This window comes from Tepidibacter sp. Z1-5, from assembly GCF_037844525.1.
GTDB lineage: Bacteria > Bacillota > Clostridia > Peptostreptococcales > Peptostreptococcaceae > Tepidibacter_A.
This window is the reverse complement of record NZ_JBBMMD010000004.1, coordinates 93,575-113,210: the sequence shown is the minus strand read 5'-3', so window position 1 is coordinate 113,210 and position 19,636 is coordinate 93,575. Positions and strand designations below refer to the sequence as shown.

At 31.4% G+C, this 19,636-nt stretch carries 19 protein-coding genes; all 19 read right to left on the bottom strand.

The window, feature by feature from the left end:
- Positions 1-204: 204 nt before the first annotated feature.
- The 19 genes from WJW32_RS01250 to WJW32_RS01160 all read right to left on the bottom strand — a co-directional run bounded on the left by WJW32_RS01250 (position 205) and on the right by WJW32_RS01160 (position 19,579).
- Entirely contained in the window at positions 205-387 is a 183-nt protein-coding gene (locus tag WJW32_RS01250) for a hypothetical protein (protein WP_340253807.1), read from the bottom strand.
- A gap of 236 nt (positions 388-623) precedes the next feature.
- Positions 624-2,120, bottom strand: a complete 1,497-nt coding sequence (lysS, locus tag WJW32_RS01245; protein ID WP_340253804.1) for a lysine--tRNA ligase — start codon at positions 2,118-2,120, stop codon at positions 624-626.
- Between the two features lie 16 nt (positions 2,121-2,136).
- Positions 2,137-2,616 carry a transcription elongation factor GreA gene (gene greA / locus WJW32_RS01240; RefSeq protein ID WP_340253801.1) on the bottom strand — a complete coding sequence of 160 codons (480 nt, stop codon included), beginning with the start codon at positions 2,614-2,616 and terminating at the stop codon, positions 2,137-2,139.
- A 298-nt stretch (positions 2,617-2,914) separates the two neighbouring features.
- Positions 2,915-3,883: a tRNA dihydrouridine synthase DusB gene (dusB, locus tag WJW32_RS01235; RefSeq protein WP_340253798.1), complete on the bottom strand. Its 969-nt coding sequence runs from the start codon at positions 3,881-3,883 to the stop codon at positions 2,915-2,917.
- Between the two features lie 214 nt (positions 3,884-4,097).
- Positions 4,098-4,868 carry a type III pantothenate kinase gene (locus WJW32_RS01230; protein WP_340253795.1) on the bottom strand — a complete coding sequence of 257 codons (771 nt, stop codon included), beginning with the start codon at positions 4,866-4,868 and terminating at the stop codon, positions 4,098-4,100.
- Positions 4,869-4,884: 16 nt separating this feature from the next.
- Positions 4,885-5,466 (bottom strand): ECF transporter S component, encoded by a 582-nt coding sequence (locus WJW32_RS01225; RefSeq protein ID WP_340253792.1) that lies wholly within the window; start codon positions 5,464-5,466, stop codon positions 4,885-4,887.
- 258 nt (positions 5,467-5,724) lie between these two features.
- On the bottom strand, positions 5,725-6,684 hold the full coding sequence (locus WJW32_RS01220; protein WP_340253789.1) for a P1 family peptidase: 960 nt from the start codon (positions 6,682-6,684) through the stop codon (positions 5,725-5,727).
- Positions 6,677-7,651: a biotin--[acetyl-CoA-carboxylase] ligase gene (locus WJW32_RS01215; protein WP_340253786.1), complete on the bottom strand. Its 975-nt coding sequence runs from the start codon at positions 7,649-7,651 to the stop codon at positions 6,677-6,679. Before WJW32_RS01215 ends, WJW32_RS01220 begins: the two co-directional genes overlap by 8 nt.
- A 299-nt stretch (positions 7,652-7,950) precedes the next feature.
- Positions 7,951-9,180 (bottom strand): sodium ion-translocating decarboxylase subunit beta, encoded by a 1,230-nt coding sequence (locus WJW32_RS01210; RefSeq protein WP_445330191.1) that lies wholly within the window; start codon positions 9,178-9,180, stop codon positions 7,951-7,953.
- A 23-nt stretch (positions 9,181-9,203) separates the two neighbouring features.
- Complete coding sequence (locus WJW32_RS01205) at positions 9,204-9,617, bottom strand: biotin/lipoyl-containing protein (protein ID WP_340253783.1); 414 nt, start codon at positions 9,615-9,617, stop codon at positions 9,204-9,206.
- A complete protein-coding gene (locus tag WJW32_RS01200) occupies positions 9,601-10,011 on the bottom strand; it encodes an OadG family protein (RefSeq protein WP_340253780.1) in 411 nt (136 codons plus the stop codon). Before WJW32_RS01200 ends, WJW32_RS01205 begins: the two co-directional genes overlap by 17 nt.
- Before the next feature lie 17 nt (positions 10,012-10,028).
- A complete protein-coding gene (gene mmdA, locus WJW32_RS01195; RefSeq protein ID WP_340253777.1) occupies positions 10,029-11,573 on the bottom strand; it encodes a methylmalonyl-CoA decarboxylase subunit alpha in 1,545 nt (514 codons plus the stop codon).
- Between the two features lie 15 nt (positions 11,574-11,588).
- On the bottom strand, positions 11,589-11,999 hold the full coding sequence (gene mce, locus WJW32_RS01190) for a methylmalonyl-CoA epimerase (RefSeq protein WP_340253774.1): 411 nt from the start codon (positions 11,997-11,999) through the stop codon (positions 11,589-11,591).
- A gap of 146 nt (positions 12,000-12,145) precedes the next feature.
- Positions 12,146-13,078, bottom strand: coding sequence for a methylmalonyl Co-A mutase-associated GTPase MeaB (gene meaB, locus WJW32_RS01185; RefSeq protein ID WP_340253771.1), 933 nt, complete (start codon positions 13,076-13,078; stop codon positions 12,146-12,148).
- A gap of 15 nt (positions 13,079-13,093) precedes the next feature.
- A complete protein-coding gene (locus WJW32_RS01180; RefSeq protein WP_340253768.1) occupies positions 13,094-13,498 on the bottom strand; it encodes a cobalamin B12-binding domain-containing protein in 405 nt (134 codons plus the stop codon).
- Positions 13,499-13,519: 21 nt separating this feature from the next.
- Complete coding sequence (locus WJW32_RS01175; protein ID WP_340253765.1) at positions 13,520-15,187, bottom strand: acyl-CoA mutase large subunit family protein; 1,668 nt, start codon at positions 15,185-15,187, stop codon at positions 13,520-13,522.
- Between the two features lie 310 nt (positions 15,188-15,497).
- Complete coding sequence (gene ftsH, locus WJW32_RS01170) at positions 15,498-17,366, bottom strand: ATP-dependent zinc metalloprotease FtsH (protein ID WP_340253762.1); 1,869 nt, start codon at positions 17,364-17,366, stop codon at positions 15,498-15,500.
- A gap of 108 nt (positions 17,367-17,474) precedes the next feature.
- Positions 17,475-18,869, bottom strand: a complete 1,395-nt coding sequence (gene tilS / locus WJW32_RS01165) for a tRNA lysidine(34) synthetase TilS (RefSeq protein ID WP_340253759.1) — start codon at positions 18,867-18,869, stop codon at positions 17,475-17,477.
- The gene (locus WJW32_RS01160) at positions 18,869-19,579 is read right to left on the bottom strand and encodes a hypothetical protein (RefSeq protein WP_340253756.1); all 711 of its coding nucleotides are present in this window, start codon (positions 19,577-19,579) and stop codon (positions 18,869-18,871) included. Before WJW32_RS01160 ends, tilS begins: the two co-directional genes overlap by 1 nt.
- Between the last annotated feature and the right edge of the window lie 57 nt (positions 19,580-19,636).

Below are 19,636 nucleotides of genomic sequence, written 5' to 3'. Positions count from 1 at the left end.
AATAAAAGTTTGTCAGTACTCAGTAACTGACTTTATGTTTGTTTATTCCGAAAATCACTGTTTGTGATTTATTTATAACCTACTGTTTAATTTTCAAAGTTCATTGTGTGTTTCGTGTTTGCCTCGTTGTTGAGGACAAGTAATAATATATCACCTTTGGACATATTCGTCAACACTTTTTTAAATTTTTCTTTTATTTATTCTTTATTTAGCTATTTTATCAGTATAATTCGACGTTTTAGAGTATTGGTTTTGGTAAGATTCTCTTCTTTTTCTTTTCACAGGTTTATTTCTTTTTATATCAGATAATGCATTGAAATAAAGAAAAATCATTACTTGAGTTACAATAGATACTATACATATTAAGCATATCCAATTTATTAACATCTCACTCCCTCTTTTCATAATATTTATATCAAAATTTGCTTTATGATTTCGCTTTCCAATTTTATAACTTACTTATATAAAGCTTTTAATCTAAATTTTCACATTCTATATTACATTCTATAATAATATCATACTTTCCTCTATTAATTAATATTCAAATTCCAACATTTTACCCTATTTATTTCATTTGATAAAAAAGTCCCAGACTTTAATAAAGTCTGGGAGTGTATATATTCCTATTCTTCTATATTATCAACTTTATCTACTATAGGTTTCATAGTTGGGAATAATATTACGTCTCTTATCGAACTTGCGTTAGTTAAAAGCATCATAACTCTATCTATTCCTATTCCTAATCCACCTGTAGGAGGAAGACCTACTTCTAATGCATTTAAAAAGTCCTCATCTAGCATATGAGCTTCGTCATCTCCTAATTCTCTTTGTCTTAATTGAGCCATAAATCTTCCTCTCTGATCAATAGGATCATTAAGTTCAGAGAATGCATTAGCTATCTCCCAAGTGTTTACAAATGCTTCAAATCTATTAGTTATAGATGGATCTTCCGGATTACGTTTAGCAAGAGGAGATACCTCTACTGGATGATGAGTTATAAATGTCGGTTGAATTAAATGCTGTTCTGCATATTCTTCAAATAAATCATTTATAACATGTCCTCTAGTCATCTCTGGCTTTATTTCTAATCCTTTTTCCTTTGCTACTTTTACAGCTTCTTCATCCGTCTTGATTTGATCAAAATCAACACCAGCATATTGCTTTACGGCTTCTTGCATAGTCATTCTATTCCATGGCGGAGTAAAATCTATCTCAGTTCCTTGATAATTGATTTTAGTAGTACCAAGAGCCTGTTGAGCAGCATATGCAACTATATTTTCAGTCATTTCCATCATGTCTTTATAATCAGCATAAGCTTCGTATAATTCTATACAAGTATACTCAGGGTTATGCTTTATAGACATTCCTTCATTTCTAAACATTCTGCCCATCTCATATACTTTTTCAAATCCACCAACTATTAATCTCTTTAAGTAAAGCTCATTAGCTATTCTTAAGTACATATCTATTCCTAAAGTATTATGGTGAGTTATAAATGGTTTTGCAGATGCTCCACCAGCTATAGTGTTAAGTATTGGTGTATCAACCTCTAGATATCCTCTATTGTCTAAGTATTCTTTAATAGCTTTTGTAGCCTTATTTCTTGTCAAGAAGGCTTTCTTAACTTCAGGGTTAACTATTAAATCTACGTATCTTTGTCTGTATCTTAAATCTTGGTCTTTAAGTCCGTGGAATTTTTCTGGCAGTGTTTGAAGCGATTTACTTAAAAGTTGAACTTCGTTTGCCTTTACAGATATTTCTTCTTTTTTAGTTTTGAAAACTTCTCCTTTTATTCCTACTATGTCTCCTATATCATACGTTACGAATAAATCATACTCTTCTTCACCTATTCTATCTTTTCTTACATAGCATTGAATTCTTCCGTCTTGATCTTGTATGTCAACAAAAGATGCTTTCCCTTGAACTCTTTTACTCATTAAGCGTCCAGCTATTGAAACTTCTTTTCCTTCTAACTCTTCAAAGTTATCTTTTATATCTATACTATGATGAGTTAAGTCATACTTTTCTACTTTAAACGGATTTTTACCCATTTCTTGAAGTTTTGATAATTTTTCTCTTCTTATCTTAAGCATTTCATTTAAATTTAGTTCTTCAGTCATCTAATTCCCCTCCATATTATCTTTTTATTTCTAAAATCTCAAACTTAGCCATTCCATCAGGAACTTGAACGTCTACTTTATCTCCTACTTTTCTTCCCAAAAGAGCTCTTCCAACAGGAGATTCATTCGAAATCTTAAATTCATATGGATCTGCTTCTGCTGAACCTACTATAGTGTATTCTACCTCTTCATCAAAGTCGATATCATTGACTTTAACTACAGAGCCTATAGTAACTATGCTCAAATCTATTTTACTTTCATCTATGATAACAGCTTTCGTAAGCATATTCTCAAGCTTTAATATTCTTTCTTCAAGTTGAGCTTGTTCATTTTTAGCTTCATCATACTCTGAGTTCTCCGATATATCTCCAAAAGATATAGCTATCTTAATTCTTTCTGCTACTTCTTTTCTTCTTACCGCCTTTAAAAACTCTAATTCATCTTCTATTTTCTTATGTCCTTCTTTAGTTAATAATACTTCCTTAGTAGTATCCATTTCCCCACATCTCCTTTTTTTATTCAGATTTATACAATCCGATTTATTTTAAATTTAGTTAATATAAGTTTCACTTTATCCAAAAGCTAAGAGTTTTAATATACCTCAGTCTTAATGGTAAATATAAGACTCTACAACTTCTGGATTTGTTTACCCAAAAGGTCACTTACGCAACTATAAATTCAGTTGGAGTAAAAATTCCATCTGAATTAAATTTCACTTTATGTTAAATAAATAATGTTTGAATTAAATTGAATCTTATTTAGCATTTGCGCTATATTATAAGTTACTATTTTTGCTATGTCAAGGACTCTTCTAAATAAGATGTTAATTTATCTTTAACTGCATCATAACTTTCAAGCTTATTTATTTCGTCTCTCACTTTAGCAGATCCTTTAAGTCCTTTTAAATACCACCCCAAATGTTTTCTCATTTCTCTTATTCCTATATACTCACCTTTTAACTCTATTGACATACTTAAATGCCTAATAGCTGTAGTTAGTTTTTCCTGTTTAGTAGGTTCTGGAAGCACTTCACCTGTTTTCATATAATGAGAAACTCTTTTAAATATCCACGGGTTTCCCTGTGATCCTCTTCCTATCATTACCGCATCACAATTTGTTTTATTTATCATATTAACAGCATCTTCAACTTCAAATATATCACCATTTCCTATTACAGGTATACTAACCGATTCTTTTACATTCTTTATTATATCCCAATCTGCCTTTCCTGAATAGAACTCTTCTCTTGTTCTACCGTGAATAGCTATCGCACTAATACCTGCATCTTCTGCTATTTTTGCTATTTCAATAGCATTTATACTCCCTGCATCCCATCCTTTTCTTATCTTAAGAGTCACCGGTTTTTCAGAATTCTTAACTACTTCTTTTAATATCTTTGATGCAAGTTTTGGATTTTTCATAAGAGCTGATCCATCTCCATTTTTTACTACTTTAGGAGCTGGACACCCCATATTTATATCAAGTAATTCATTTGGATAACTATTTAATATATATGCAGCCTTACCCATATACTCAACTTCCGATCCAAATATTTGAATATTAACAGGATGTTCTTTAGAATTCATCTTAAGCATAGACTTTGTATTGTCATCATCATAACAAAGAGCTTTAGCATTTATCATTTCTGTGTATAATAAACCACAATTCATTTCTTTACACAAAAGTCTAAATGGAAGATCTGTAACTCCAGCCATCGGTGCTAAAAATACTTTATTATCTATTTCTACATTTCCAATATTCATAAAACGACCTCCATCTGCAATTTATTATAAAAAATTTTTATTCTAAAGATTTATTGGCAATTAAAAATGACGCTCATTTAATTGACTAAGTAACGACATTTCAACGAGCGCCATTTTTTGCTTAACCATATAAGTTTCCCTCAGATTTAATAAATATATAATTTCTTTAATATAGAACAAAAAGAATTGGGCTTTTGACCCAATTCAATTATAGCTATTCTTTATTTCTATCATATATTATTCTAAGACCCTCTAGTGTCAAGAATTTATCTACATAATCTATACTCTGAGATTCTGAAGCTATAAGTGTAGATAATCCTCCTGTTGCAACTACCTTTACATTATCGCTTTTAATTTCTAATTTCATCATTTTAACTATATTATCTACAAGACCTGCATATCCGTATATTATACCTGATTGCATAGCCGATACAGTATTTTTACATATAGTCATACCAGGTTTTATAAGCTCTACTCTAGGAAGCTTTGATGCTTTTTGGAATAAAGCTTCGCTAGATATATTTATTCCGGGACATATAGTTCCACCTAAATATTCTCCTTTATCAGATACTGCACAAAATGTTGTAGCAGTTCCGAAATCAACTAATATAAGAGCTGTTTTGTATTTTTCATAGCCTGCAACCGCATTAACTATTCTATCTGCTCCTACCTGCTTTGGATTATCATATTTTATATTTATACCGTTCTTTACTCCAGGACCTACTACTAAAGGTTCTTTCTTACAATAATTTTTCGAAAAATTCTCTAATGCATGCATTACATTAGGAACTACAGACGATATTATAACGTCTTTTATATTATCAAATTTAATATTTTCATATCTAAATAAACTATCTATAAGCATTCCATATTCATCAGAAGTTTTATTTTTATCTGTACTTATTCTCCAGTGATGCTTTAATTTTTTTCCGTCATAAACTCCTAATACTGTATTTGTATTCCCTACATCAAATACAAGTAGCATATTATTTACCTTCTTTCTATTTTGATATGAGCTTAAGTCCCCTCATTACGCCTGTTACTATTAATATAGCAACTATCATCTCTGGTATACCATTAGTTATTCCTATTCCCATTATTATCTTACCTACCGAGCTTATATCTTGTCCTATAGCCTCAACAAATCTAACTCCATAAAGCATATAAATCATAAAAAGAACTCCCACAGTGTTAGTTAATGTTCCTATAGCACCAGTAAAAGCGACTGCCAATGTATCGTTTTTTATTATTTTTTTAATTGATGCATAAGAGTAATAAGAAACTATACCAATCAATATTCTTGGCACTACAGATACTAATGGATTCCAAAATACAAATGATACTACAGTTGGGCTTGTTATACTCTGTATCATACTAAATATTCCAAATATAAGTCCCACAATAGCTCCAACCAAAGGACCCTCAATCATAGCTGCAATAATTACTGGTATGTGCATTATAGTGGCCTTAGTAGGTCCTATAGGGATAAATCCTAGTGGCGTCATACCCAATACTATAGAAACGGCTCCTAGCATTCCTATTACTGTCATTTTTCTTGTTGATAAACTTCTTGTCGCGATCAATTTCTACACCTCCGGTTCTGGCTCATATAGATGCCAGACTTCTTTTAATTTTTTATATTTATATCAATACGGTCAGACTCCTATTTGGATGCCCGCCATAACTATTTAATTTTATCAATATTGTATACAAGTTTCAACAGCAAATTTTTTATAATAAATAGGAAATTACATTCATCTTTAAATTGTAGATAAATATAATTTCCCTTATGGTTTTCAAAAAAGTTTACATTCAAAATCTATCAAATAAAGACTTTTTTATTATTTAAGCTTTAAGTCTTTAAACGACGGAATATGTTTTATCGAACTTGCATTTTTCACCGCATTTATTATACTTTTTTGAACTACTTGTACTGCCAATGTTCCAACTAGATTTAGATCAGCTTCTATTTCTCCAGTTGCCATGGCAAATATAGTATCACCATCATACATAGTATGTATAGGTGATATAGCCTTAGCATAACCATTATGAGACATTTGAGCTAATTTAGCACATTCAGCTTTATTAAACTTAGCATTAGTAATAACAGCCCCTATAGTAGTATTTTGCATAGAAAAATCTTTTGAATTAACCCCAGACTTCATAAGCTCCACAGTATTTACAAAGTTTTTCTTATCATTATCAAGACAACCTGCTATTATAGTATCTCCTTCATAGACATCTCCAAACGGATTAACAGCGATTATAGCACTTACAACTAATCCATTATCAAGCTTTATAGAATAACTTCCTATTCCGCCCTTTGTTGCATAATCAATACCTTTGAATTTACCAATAGTAGCTCCAAAACCTGCACCATAATTCCCCTGCTTTAATTCAGTGCTTGATGCCTCCTCGCAAGCTTTATATCCCATATTATAATCCGGTCTTATACTACAATCTCCAACATGAAGATCAAACAATACAGCTCCTACTACTATAGGTACCTTCGTAACCCCCACATCAAATCCAATATTATTCTCTTCCAAATATTTCATGACCCCACAAGTAGACTCAAGTCCAAACGCAGAACCTCCAGATAATACTATAGAATGTACTTTATCTACCATATTTATAGGATTTAAAAGATCAGTCTCTCTAGTTCCAGGCGCAGATCCCCTAACATCAACTCCGCAACAAGCCCCTTTTTCGCAAATTATAACTGTACAACCTGTAATTCCCTTTAAATCTTCAACTTGTCCTATTTTTATTCCATCAATGTCCAATATACTGTTATACATAATTATGCTCTCCTCTTATAGATACTTCTCCAGATATTAGTTCTTCAATATCATTATCTTTATTTATTATTACAAGATTACCTTCTTGATTTATATCTATACATTTTACCTTTCTTTTTTGATCCCCATTTATTATATATATTTTTTTCCCCAGTATAGCAGAACTTTCTTTACATATTTTTATGCAATTAGATTTGTCATTTCTTTCTACATAATCTAAATATAATTTTTCAAATTCTTCCAATATATTCTTTAATATATCTATTCTTTTTACATTATTACCTTCTTTAAGTATAGACGTTGCTATACTCTGTATATCATCTGGAAAATCCATAGTCTTAACATTCATACCAATGCCAAGTACTATATAATTTATTCTATCTATTTCTGCTCCAAGTTCTGTTAATATGCCACTTACCTTTTTATTATTTACAATAATATCATTTGGCCACTTTATATAAGCATCTATTTTAAGGTTTCTAAGAGCCTTAACAATGCTTGCTCCTGCTATTTGAGTTATAAAAGGAGCCTTATGAGGATATATATCTGGCTTCAGTACAATACTTAGCCATATACCATCTCCCTTAATAGAATGCCATCCTTTACCTCTTCTTCCCCTTCCGCTTGTCTGTTCTTCCGAAACGACAACAGTTCCGTCAATAGAATCTACAGCTATCTTCTTCGCATAATCATTAGTAGAACCTATAGTATCAAAATGAATAACTTCTTTCCCTATAAATCTTGTATTTAAATCATGCTTTATAATACCACCACTTAACACATCAGGGCATCCAATTATCTTATGACCTTTTCTAGTTATAGATTCTATATCATAACCTTGACTTTTTATATTCTTTATATGCTTACTTACAGCACTTCTAGTTATTCCTAATTTTTCAGATATATCTTCCCCAGATACAAACTCATCTTTATTATCTAATAGGATTTTAATTATCTCACTTCTCATACAATCCCTCTTTTCAAATTAAATAGTATAAGAAAACTATATCAAAACACACATAGTTTAGAAAGACCCTATATTAAAAATAAAGCTTATTAAAATGTTAGTAAATCATTTAAATGTTTTTGAATAAAACTTGTATTACATCGTTTGAATATCCGTTAAGAAAGTTCGTTGTCTGAGTGTAGCGAGTTTAGAACTTTTAGGATATTCAATACGATGTAATTCTTAGTTTTATAAAAACATTTAACGCATTTACGTTATTTTAATAAGCTTTATTTTAGCTTAAATACTATACAATTTATTTAACCAAATAAACTAAGTAATACTCCAGCTGCAACAGCTGAACCTATAACCCCTGCAACATTTGGTCCCATAGCGTGCATCAAAAGGAAGTTTCCTGGGTTTTCTTGTTGTCCTACCTTATTAGAAACCCTTGCAGCCATGGGTACTGCTGATACTCCAGCCGAGCCTATAAGTGGATTTATCGGATTCTTAGAGAATTTATTCATTATCTTAGCCAAAACAACACCACTTGCAGTTCCTATGCTAAATGCTATAACTCCAAGAATAAATATCTCAATTGTTTGAAAAGTTAAGAAAGCATCTCCAGTTGCAGTTGCTCCTACTGAAATTCCCAAGAATATAGTAACTATATTCATAAGCTCATTTGATGCAGTCTTTGATAATCTATCAGTAACTCCAGATTCTTTGAATAAATTACCGAACATTAACATTCCTATCAAAGTAGAAGCAGATGGTAATATCAGAGAAACTATTATAGTAACCATTATAGGAAATATTATCTTTTCCTTTTTAGATACTGGTCTTAACTGATCCATAACTATATTTCTTTCTTCCTTAGTAGTTAACAATCTCATAATAGGTGGCTGAATTATAGGAACTAAAGCCATATAAGAATAAGCAGCAACCGCTATTGGACCTAATAATTCCGGCTTTAACTTAGCAGTTAAATATATAGCAGTAGGTCCATCTGCCCCTCCTATTATAGCTATTGACGATGCTGCTTGAGCATCAAACTTTAAGAATATAGCACCTATAAATGTAAAGAATATACCAAATTGAGCAGCGGCTCCTAAAAGCAAGCTCTTAGGATTTGCTATTAATGGTCCAAAGTCAGTCATAGCTCCAACACCCATAAATATTAAAGGAGGAAATATACCAAGTTCATCTCCTTGATATAGATAGTGAAGTAGCCCTCCAGGAAACTTATTCTTAATATCAACAGCCAAAATCCCTTGTTGTGCCTGCATAGCTGCATCTTGTGTTTTGATAGGATGTATATTTAAAAGAATCTGAGGATGACTCATAATATCTGATAACGGTAAATTTGTAAGAATCATACCAAATGCTATTGGAACCAGTAAAAGAGGCTCAAACCCTTTTTTTATAGCTAGATATAATAAAAAGCAACCTACCCCAATCATTATTATCTGCTTATAGTACAATCCAAAATCTGTGATAACATTGTATATACCCGTACTTTGTATGAAATTAAATACAACTTCTCCCATGGGTAATCCCCTTTCTTACTTTTTTAAGCAATACCTATAATAATCTCACCCGCACTTACAGATGCCCCTTTACTTACATGTATATCTTCGATAACGCCATCTGTTGGTGCCATTATCTCATTTTCCATTTTCATAGCTTCAAGTATTAAAAGAACTTGACCCTTAGTAACACTATCTCCCTTATTAACTTTTATATCATTTATAGTTCCAGGCATAGGAGCTTTTACTGAATTAGCAGAACCTGAATTACTAGATATATTATTATTCAACTTAACTTCTTCTTTTACAGGAATATTTTTTTCTACCTTAGGCTCAATTGCTTTCGATTCATTAATAGATAAGTTTTTTTGTTTTGAAGAAGTCGAACTTCCTTTTATTTCTTCCACTTCAACATCATAACAAACCCCATTTACCTTAACATTAAATTTTTTTATCATATTCATATCCCCCTAGCATTGAACTCATTTGCTCTATTCTTCCAAGCTTTGACCACGCATTATCACTGTTTTCACTTTTCTTTATCTTTTTAATAATAATATTATTAGTCGATGTATTTAAAGCACAAGCTACAGCTGCACTTATAGCTGCAACTATTTCTTTATCATCTTGATCTGGTTTTACATCTTGTTTTACAATTATTTGCTTTTTCTCCTTTTTAGGTTCAGAGCTAGATTTTGTCATGATTTTTACAGCATACATTATAATCATAAGAACCACAAATACTATACACATAGCAAGTAGCGTAACAACTAAACTAGCAATCAATTGTTCCGATTTTGTAAGTGCTGTTATATCATTTTTCATAACATCTAATAAATTAGTCAAATTCATAGTTTCACCCTCTTATTTTAAAGTGGAATATTTCCATGTTTCTTAGGAGGTCTACTTTCCCTTTTCGATTTTAAAACATCAAAAGCATCGCAAAGTCTGATTCTAGTTAAAGATGGTTGTATAACATCATCTACAAAACCTCTTTGAGCTGCTTGATAAGGGTTTGCAAATTCATCTCTATACTCCTTAACCTTTTCTGTTCTAACCGATGCAGGATCATCAGAAGCTTTTATATCTTTTCTAAATATTATATTAGCAGCTCCATCAGGTCCCATAACTGCAATTTCAGCACTTGGCCAAGCATATACAATGTCAGCTCCCAAATCTTTAGAACACATAGCAAGATAAGATCCTCCATAAGCCTTTCTTGTTATTATAGTAACCTTTGGAACCGTAGCTTCACTATATGCATAAAGCATCTTAGCTCCATGCCTAATAACTCCCCCATACTCTTGAGATGTACCCGGTAAGAATCCAGGAACGTCTACAAAATTTAAAATAGGAACATTAAATGCATCACAAGTTCTGATAAATCTAGAAGCTTTATCAGATGCATTTATATCAAGACACCCAGCCATATATGTAGGTTGATTAGCTATTATTCCTACAGATTCTCCATTAATTCTTGCAAATCCCGTAAGTATATTTCTTGCAAAATAAGGTTGAACTTCAAAGAAATCACTATCATCAACTACACTTGTTATTATATCTTTCATATTATACGGTTTATTTGAATTATCAGGCATTATAGTGTCTAGAATATCTATTTTTTCATTAAAATCATCACAATCTAATATAGGAGTTTTTTCTAAATTATTAGAAGGCAAAAAGCTAAGTAATTTTCTAATTCCCATTATGCAGTCCTCATCAGATTCAGATACAAAGTGTGCCACACCAGATGTGGCATTATGAGTCATAGCTCCACCAAGATCTTGTGCGCTAACTTCTTCTCCTGTAACAGTCTTTATGACTTGAGGACCAGTTATGAACATCTGGCTAGTTTTATCAACCATAAATATAAAATCAGTAAGTGCTGGTGAATAAACTGCTCCCCCTGCACAAGGCCCCATTATGGCAGATATTTGAGGAATAACACCAGAAGCTATAGTATTTTTATAAAATATTTTTCCATACCCTGCCAAGGCATCTACACCCTCTTGAATTCTAGCTCCACCAGAATCATTAAGGCCAACTACAGGAGCTCCCATTTTAAGAGCCATATCCATAACCTTTTCCATTTTTTTAGCATGCATCTCTCCAAGAGATCCTCCTAAAACAGTAAAATCTTGAGCAAATGCATAAACCAATCTACCTTCTACCTTCCCATATCCTGTTACAACTCCTTCTCCAGGAGCATCTACTTTTTCCATACCAAAATGGTTGCATCTATGTTTTACAAAAGCATCTAACTCAACAAAAGTTCCTTCATCAAACAATATATTAAGTCTTTCTCTTGCTGTAAGCTTTCCAGAATCATGTTGCTTTTGTATTCTTTTTTCTCCTCCACCAAGCTCTATCTTAGCTCTTTTATCCAAAAGAATCTCCAGCTTATTTTGTGACATTTTAAATCCCCCTCTCTAATCCCTTTGGCTTAATTCAAGTAATATACCATGAGTACTCTTAGGATGACAAAATGCAATTTTTGCTCCACCTGCTCCATATCTAGGCTTTTCATCTATCATTCTATATCCTTTTTCCTTAACTTCTTCTATAGCTTTCTCTATATCATCTACCCTTACAGCTATATGCTGAAGTCCATTTCTACCACCATTTTTTTCAATAAACTTAGCTATAGGTCCATCTTCAGAAGTTGATTCCAAAAGTTCAAGTTCAGTATCTCCAACAGGTAAAAATGCCACCTTAACCTTTTGATCTTCAACAATCTCAATTCCCTCGCACTTTATTCCAAGAACATCCTCATAAAACTTTAAAGTCTCATCAAGATTTTTAATAGCTATACCTATATGATCAACCCTACTTATATCCATATCAATATCCCCCTTTTTAATCAAAATTCGTCTAGTCTCTACGCACTGACTCATGTTGCCAACGATCCCTTACGTGCTCCGTTGCTCAAAATAGTTGCAAATGTAGCTATCTTAACAAGTTATCAGCAAAATAAAAATTCTAAGTTTCACTTTATAAGTTTATTAAATATTTTCTCACTTACAGTATAAGGATCAGACTCTTTGCTTAATGTTTTAATTATCATATCCTCTACTTCTTTTTCACTTTGTATATTTTGAATTTCTCTTTCTATTTTTCTATTTATTATCTCTTTTATTTCAGACTTAGTTCTCTGAAGCACCTTACTTTTTAATACATCACTTTCTTGTTGATAACTCTTATGATTAATAATATTTTGAAGCAATTCATCTACTCCGCTTCCATCATTTGCAACAACCATTGAAACAGGAGGTCTAAAATCCCAATCCTTCTTAAAATCTAACATCATCTCTATCTCAAGTAAAGTTCTTTTAGCTCCTTCTTTATCAGATTTATTTACAACAAATACATCTCCAATTTCCATAACCCCTGCTTTTATAGCTTGTATATCATCTCCAAGACCAGGAACCATAACCATAACTGTAGTATCAGCAGTTTTAACTATATCAACCTCTGACTGTCCAACACCTACAGTTTCAACAAATATATAATCACACCCATAAGCATCCATAACTTTTATTGCTCCATAAGTGGCTTTAGACAATCCTCCTAAATAACCTCTAGTTCCCATTGACCTTATAAATACGCCTGGATCTAAATTCAAATCACCCATCCTTATCCTATCTCCAAGTATAGCTCCCTTAGAAAAGGGGCTAGTTGGATCTATTGCTATAATCCCAACTTTTTTACCCACTTTTCTAAGTTTTTTTACTAATTTATCAGTCAAAGTTGATTTTCCTGCTCCTGGAGGACCTGTTATACCTATTACATACGCTCCTTTTGTATTTCTATGTATATCTTTTAATATATCAAAATAACCTTCTTGTTCATTTTCTATTATAGAAATAAGCCTTGCACAAGCTCTCTTATTCCCTTCTAATAAGTTTTTTATAAGATCCATATTTTCACAACCTTATTAATCTATTGATCTTTTTAGATTTGCTTTTATAAAATCTATAGTTGTAGTAGTTGTTGTACCCGGAGTGAATACTTCTGCTATTCCATTTTCTTTAAGATAAGGAATATCCTCATCAGGAATAACTCCCCCTCCAATTACAAGTATATCATCATAAACTTCTTCTTCTTTTAAAAGTTTAACGACCTTTGGAAGAAGATGATTGTGAGCACCAGATAAAATACTCATTGCAACAACATCAACATCTTCTTGAATCGCAGTTTGAACTATCTGTTCAGGCGTTTGTCTAAGTCCTGTGTATATAACCTCCATCCCTACATCTCTAAAAGCTCTTGCTATAACCTTCGCTCCTCTATCATGCCCATCAAGTCCAGGCTTTGCAACTAATACTCTTATAGGTCTCATATTATTTTCTCCCCCTTTATACTATATCATTACACTTTGTTTATATTCACCAAACTCTTCCCTCATAACACCACAGATTTCTCCGAGCGTTGCATACGAATTAACAGCATCAAGAATGTAAGGCATTAAATTATCATCGCCCTGACAAGCCTTTCTTAAATCATCTAAGTTCTTCTTAACAAGTTCATTGTCTCTTCTATCTCTTAATTCTTTTAGTTTTTCTATCTTTCTTTCTCCAACACTAGGGTCAACTCTTAAAAGATCCTTTGGAGCTTCTTCTTCTATCTTAAACTTATTCATACCGACTATTATTCTTTCATCATTTTCTATTTCTTTTTGATATCTATATGCACTCTCCATTATTTCTTGTTGCATATATCCCTTATCTATAGCAGCAGCAGATCCACCAAGAGCGTCTATTTTTTCTATTAATTCCATTGCCTCTTCCTCTATTTTATTAGTTAAACTCTCAACATAATAAGAACCTGCAAGTGGATCTATAGTATCCGCTACTCCACTTTCATGAGCTACTATTTGTTGAGTTCTAAGTGCCGTTCTAACAGAATCCTCAGTAGGAAGAGCCAATGCCTCATCTTTAGAATTAGTATGAAGAGATTGAGTTCCACCCATAACAGCCGCAAGAGTTTGAATAGCAACACGAACTATGTTATTTTCAGGCTGTTGAGCAGTAAGAGTTGATCCCCCTGTTTGAGTATGGAATTTAAGCATCAATGATTTTTCTTTTTTAGCTTTAAATCTTTCCTTCATAATTTTAGCCCACAATCTTCTCGCAGCTCTATACTTACCAATTTCTTCAAATAAATCATTATGTGCATTAAAGAAAAATGAAAGCCTTGGAGCAAAATCATCTACATTAAGACCTGCATCTATAGCTGCATTTACATATGCTATTCCATTGGATAAAGTAAATGCTACTTCCTGAATAGCAGTAGATCCAGCCTCTCTTATGTGGTATCCAGATATACTTATTGTATTCCACTTCGGAACATTTTTAGAGCAATATTCAAATATATTAGTTATAAGTCTCATAGAAGGTTTTGTTGGGAATATATAAGTTCCCCTTGCAACATATTCTTTGAGTATATCATTTTGAATAGTTCCTCTTAATTTATCCATGCTAACACCTTGTTTTTGTGCAACCGCTATATACATTGCAAGCAAAACAGATGCAGGAGCATTTATAGTCATAGATGTTGAAACCTTATCAAGAGGGATTCCCTCAAATAATATTTCCATATCTTCAAGAGAATCTATTGCAACCCCAACCTTCCCAACTTCTCCTTCAGAAATAGAATCATCTGAATCATATCCCATTTGAGTAGGAAGATCAAATGCTACCGATAGACCCATAGAACCCTGCTCTATTAGATACTTATATCTTTTGTTTGACTCTTCTGCAGTTGCAAAGCCAGCATACATTCTCATTGTCCATAACTTTCCTCTATACATAGTAGGCTGTACACCTCTGGTAAAAGGGTACTGTCCCGGAAATCCTAAATCACAATAATCAACATCCTCTATATCAAGAGGTGTATACAGTCTTTTCACCTCTTCATTCGATCCTGATAAAAATCGAGGTTTTCTCTCCCCAAATTTAGATAAAGCTTTTTCTAAGTTTTCTTCTTCCCACTTTTTAAAACAATCTTGTAATTTATTATTACAACTCATTCATTTCGCCCCCTTATATTTGATTATGAAAGTTCATGATTCTAAAATTTCATAATTGTACATTTGTGAAATTTGAATTGCATACATACTTACTTATTTTCTACATTTTTTAACTAAATCCTTCTTGTTTTGTTGTAATTTTAAAACTGTTTAGACAATTTGAATTAATCAACTATAATCTACTTAAAAAAATCCACTTGCTTAAACTACAGCTTTAAATTACATAAAATATACACTTATATATTCTATATAATTTATTTTCAACAAATTTAAAATAAGACAAAAAAAATAAGGTTGAGAAATCTCAACCTTATTCATTATCCTCTTCTTTATCAACAGATATTTCATCGTAATCTTCAAGTGATAATTCTTTATTAAATGCTTGTTTAAACTGATTTACATCCAACGTCTCGTATTTTAAAAGACATTTAGCAACATAATGTAGTTTATCTATGTTATCGTCTAATAGCTTTTTAGTTCTGTTATAAGCTTCATCTACTATTCCACTTATTTCTCTATCTATTTCCGATGCGACTTCCTCAGAATAATTTCTCTTTGAAGTGAAATCCCTTCCTAAGAATACCTCATCAGAATTATCGCCAAACGTCATAGGTCCTAATTTTTCACTCATACCATATCTTGTAACCATAGCTCTTGCTGTTTGAGATACTCTATCTAAATCATTTTGAGCTCCAGTTGATATATCATCAAGAACAAGATATTCTGCAACTCTTCCTCCAAGAAGAACTATAAGATTTTCTTGCATTTGCATCTTAGTCGCATAATACTTATCTTCTTTTGGAAGCTGCATAGTAAATCCTCCGGCTCTTCCTCTAGGTATTATAGTTACCTGATGTACAGGATCTGTATTAGGAAGAAGTTGCGCCGCAACTGCATGACCAGCCTCATGATATGCTGTTAACTTTCTTTCTTTTTCACTTATTACCCTAGTCTTTTTAGCAGGACCAGCTATAACCTTAGTTATAGACTCTTCTATAGTGTCCATTTTTATAGTCTTCTCTCTTTTTCTAGCAGTTAATATAGCTGCTTCATTCATAAGGTTTTCTATATCTGCTGGAGTAAATCCAGGAGTTCTTCTAGCTAAAACCTTTAAGTTAACATCATCTGATAACGGCTTGTTCTTTGCATGAACCTTAAGTATCGCTTCTCTACCTTTAACATCAGGAGCTCCAACAAGCACTTGTCTATCAAATCTACCTGGTCTAAGTAAAGCTGGATCTAGTATATCCGGTCTATTTGTAGCTGCCATTATTATTATACCTTCATTAACACCAAATCCATCCATCTCAACTAAAAGTTGATTTAGAGTTTGCTCTCTCTCATCATGACCTCCGCCAAGACCTGCTCCTCTTTTTCTACCTACAGCATCTATTTCATCTATAAATATAATACATGGAGAATTTTTCTTAGCTTGTTCAAATAAATCTCTAACTCTAGATGCTCCTACTCCTACGAACATCTCTACAAAGTCCGAACCACTTATACTGAAAAACGGAACTTCAGCCTCTCCTGCAACAGCTCTTGAAAGATATGTTTTACCAGTTCCTGGAGGACCTACCATTAATATTCCTTTAGGTATTCTAGCCCCAAGATCGATATATCTTTTAGGATTCTTAAGAAAATCCACCACTTCTTGAAGGTCTTCTTTTTCTTCTTCAAGACCTGCTACATCATCAAATGTAACTTTATTCTTCTCATCTCCTTTATGAAGTTTGGCTTTTGACTTTCCAAAATTCATAACACGGCTTCCTCCACCTTGTGATTGCTGCATAAATACAAACCAAAATACTACAAATATAAGTATCATAAATATAGATGGTAGTATTTCAAAGAACCAAGGTGTTTGAGGTTCTGGTTTTCCTATAAGTACAAGCTTTCCTTCTGTAACTTGTTTTAAAACAATATCCGAAAGATTGTCTTTACTTACCGCATAAGGTACATAAGACCTAAAATGTGTGTTATTACTCTTTATTGTTCCTTCAATTATCTCATCTGTAAATGTAAGCTCTGATATATTTTCTTTAACTAATTCCTGATAAACCAAAGAAAAATCTAGATTTTCTATTCCCTTTGAAGGTTTACCAAGAGTTTGGACTATTGAAACTATTATTATAAATACAAGCAAATAAAAAGTTGCTCCTTTAAATAATTTCTTCAAATAGAGCCCTCCTTTCTCTCAGGTCAACAATTTTAGTTTATTCTATCATAAATAAAACACCAATACAATACAACTAAGTTATATACTCTACTTGTAATAATATTGAGATTATAAAGCTCTAAAGCTTATTCTTAAAATATTCTCAGTATTTGAATCTATTTTATAATCTTCACTCATTCTATGTCCTATAACCCAAATGATTCCTTTTTCATCCGATAAAATCGGAATCAAATCTCTTTCTTCTTTAGGTATTTTTAAATCTATGAACAAGTCTTTTATTTTTTTACTCCCCCCCGATCCTAGTAATTTAATTTTGTCACCATTTCTTCTATTTCTTATATGCAAACTTCCTTTAATTTTATCAGCGTCGAAGAATTTCACATATTTGTCATTGCTAGATTTTTTATATTCATCAATACTTAATATTTTACTCTCAACTATAGTATTTGATTCCTTTATTTTTATATATCCACTTTTAGGAATAATATAATCATAACTTATTTTTTCTTCTATAATCTCTTCATCTGTAAATATTATACTTCCACTCTTTTTATATACCAGTATTCCTTTAGGTAAATCTATTCTAATATTATTTTTATCTGAATTAATCAAATCATTTACATCCTGTATATGTTTTTGTTCTATTCCTTTTATGTTCCCTAAAACAGAATCAATACATTTTCTAATAATTCTATTTTTTAAAGCTTTATGAGTATTTCTAAATTTATCTACATCAACTGATATCATATTGTCAGATATTTTAGAACACATCTCATCAAATGATTTATTTGATTGTTCCATTATAAAGTCACTATCATCCTTTAGTAGATTTGTCATTCTCGCTATAGATTCCTTTAAATTTGGATTAAAATTTTCAACCATATATGGAATTAGTTTAAGTCTTATTTTATTTCTAGTATATATTTCTTCTAAATTAGTTTGATCTATTCTAGGATTTAAATTATTTTGCTCACAGTATTTTTCTATATCCTGTCTATCTACATCCAGTAGAGGTCTTATAATACCGTCTTCTCTTTTATACTGTATTCCCTTCAATCCTTGAAGTCCAGTCCCTCTCATCATTCTCATAATAACAGTTTCTGCTTGATCGTTTATGTTGTGAGCAATAGCTATTTTATTAGCATATATCTTATCTTTTATTTCAAAGAACATATTATATCTTAATATTCTAGCTCCTTCTTCCAATGAAACTCCTTTTTCCTTGCAATAAGCTGGAACATCTATTGCTCTTATAAAACATGGAACTCTCATAATATCACATATCTTTGCTACATACATAGCATCCTTTTGTGCTTCAATTCCCCTTATTTTGTGATTTAAATGAGCTGCATATATCTTTATATTAAATTCATCTTTTAAGTAATTCAATATATGGAGCATACATATAGAATCAGGTCCTCCTGAAACCCCTAGTATTATTTTATCCCCATCATTTACTAAATTATGCTTTTTAATTGTTTCTCTAACTTTATTTATAATCATTATATATCCCTCTTATTTATGCATTTTATATAGTATCTATTAATATCCTTATACAAATCTATATTATTCATACATCTAATATAGAAATTGCTATTAAAACTATTGTTCCTTCTATAATACTCTTTAGTTTCAAGATAACCCATATTGTAATCATTAAATATCATTTCGTAATCATCTTTATAAGTGTCAGTTAAATATTTAAAATAAATTCCATTTGTATATACTTCTTTATATTCATATGATTTCCCTTGTATATTTTTATTTATTAATTGTTTATATTCATCTGGAAGTATAGAATATATATATTCATACGATATCAAATTCAAATGATCCTCTGTTTTCATAGCAGATATGTAATAGTCATATCTAAATTTTGATTCTTTCATAAGATCGAGTAGCGCTTGTATTTCATCAGGCTTAAGCTGAGAATGCTTTTTTATTTTGTAATACATTAATCTTTCATTATGTTTTAAATTATCAATTTTATTTTTGTCATAATTAGATATAATAGAGATATATGGAAATTCTTCAATTTCTTCTTTTAGTTCTTTATCCATACTTTTTATTATTCCCAAACTATTTAATGTATACATTAATTTTTCAGTACCTTCAAATTGTAATAATAAAATAAAAGATGATGTAATTAACAGTCCGACCATTAGTATAGTCAAAACAATAGAAATTCCCATTTTATTTTCATTAGATTTCAAATGAATCACCTCTATAACGATAATTTTTTTTGTCATATTTATTCATAATTATAATAA

What these genes read in the sequence shown, in the direction of transcription:
- WJW32_RS01210 (WP_445330191.1), bottom strand. Translation starts at nt 9,180, where the DNA reads ATGGGAGAAGTTGTATTTAATTTCATACAAAGTACGGGTATATACAAT.
- WJW32_RS01220 (WP_340253789.1), bottom strand. Translation starts at nt 6,684, where the DNA reads ATGTATAACAGTATATTGGACATTGATGGAATAAAAATAGGACAAGTT.
- WJW32_RS01230 (WP_340253795.1), bottom strand. Translation starts at nt 4,868, where the DNA reads ATGCTACTTGTATTTGATGTAGGGAATACAAATACAGTATTAGGAGTT.
- tilS (WP_340253759.1), bottom strand. Translation starts at nt 18,869, where the DNA reads ATGATTATAAATAAAGTTAGAGAAACAATTAAAAAGCATAATTTAGTA.
- WJW32_RS01180 (WP_340253768.1), bottom strand. Translation starts at nt 13,498, where the DNA reads ATGAGACCTATAAGAGTATTAGTTGCAAAGCCTGGACTTGATGGGCAT.
- lysS (WP_340253804.1), bottom strand. Translation starts at nt 2,120, where the DNA reads ATGACTGAAGAACTAAATTTAAATGAAATGCTTAAGATAAGAAGAGAA.
- greA (WP_340253801.1), bottom strand. Translation starts at nt 2,616, where the DNA reads ATGGATACTACTAAGGAAGTATTATTAACTAAAGAAGGACATAAGAAA.
- meaB (WP_340253771.1), bottom strand. Translation starts at nt 13,078, where the DNA reads ATGGATCTTATAAAAAACTTATTAGAAGGGAATAAGAGAGCTTGTGCA.
- mce (WP_340253774.1), bottom strand. Translation starts at nt 11,999, where the DNA reads ATGGATATAAGTAGGGTTGATCATATAGGTATAGCTATTAAAAATCTT.
- mmdA (WP_340253777.1), bottom strand. Translation starts at nt 11,573, where the DNA reads ATGTCACAAAATAAGCTGGAGATTCTTTTGGATAAAAGAGCTAAGATA.
- WJW32_RS01250 (WP_340253807.1), bottom strand. Translation starts at nt 387, where the DNA reads ATGTTAATAAATTGGATATGCTTAATATGTATAGTATCTATTGTAACT.
- WJW32_RS01205 (WP_340253783.1), bottom strand. Translation starts at nt 9,617, where the DNA reads ATGATAAAAAAATTTAATGTTAAGGTAAATGGGGTTTGTTATGATGTT.
- dusB (WP_340253798.1), bottom strand. Translation starts at nt 3,883, where the DNA reads ATGAATATTGGAAATGTAGAAATAGATAATAAAGTATTTTTAGCACCG.
- WJW32_RS01175 (WP_340253765.1), bottom strand. Translation starts at nt 15,187, where the DNA reads ATGAGTTGTAATAATAAATTACAAGATTGTTTTAAAAAGTGGGAAGAA.
- WJW32_RS01200 (WP_340253780.1), bottom strand. Translation starts at nt 10,011, where the DNA reads ATGAATTTGACTAATTTATTAGATGTTATGAAAAATGATATAACAGCA.
- WJW32_RS01215 (WP_340253786.1), bottom strand. Translation starts at nt 7,651, where the DNA reads ATGAGAAGTGAGATAATTAAAATCCTATTAGATAATAAAGATGAGTTT.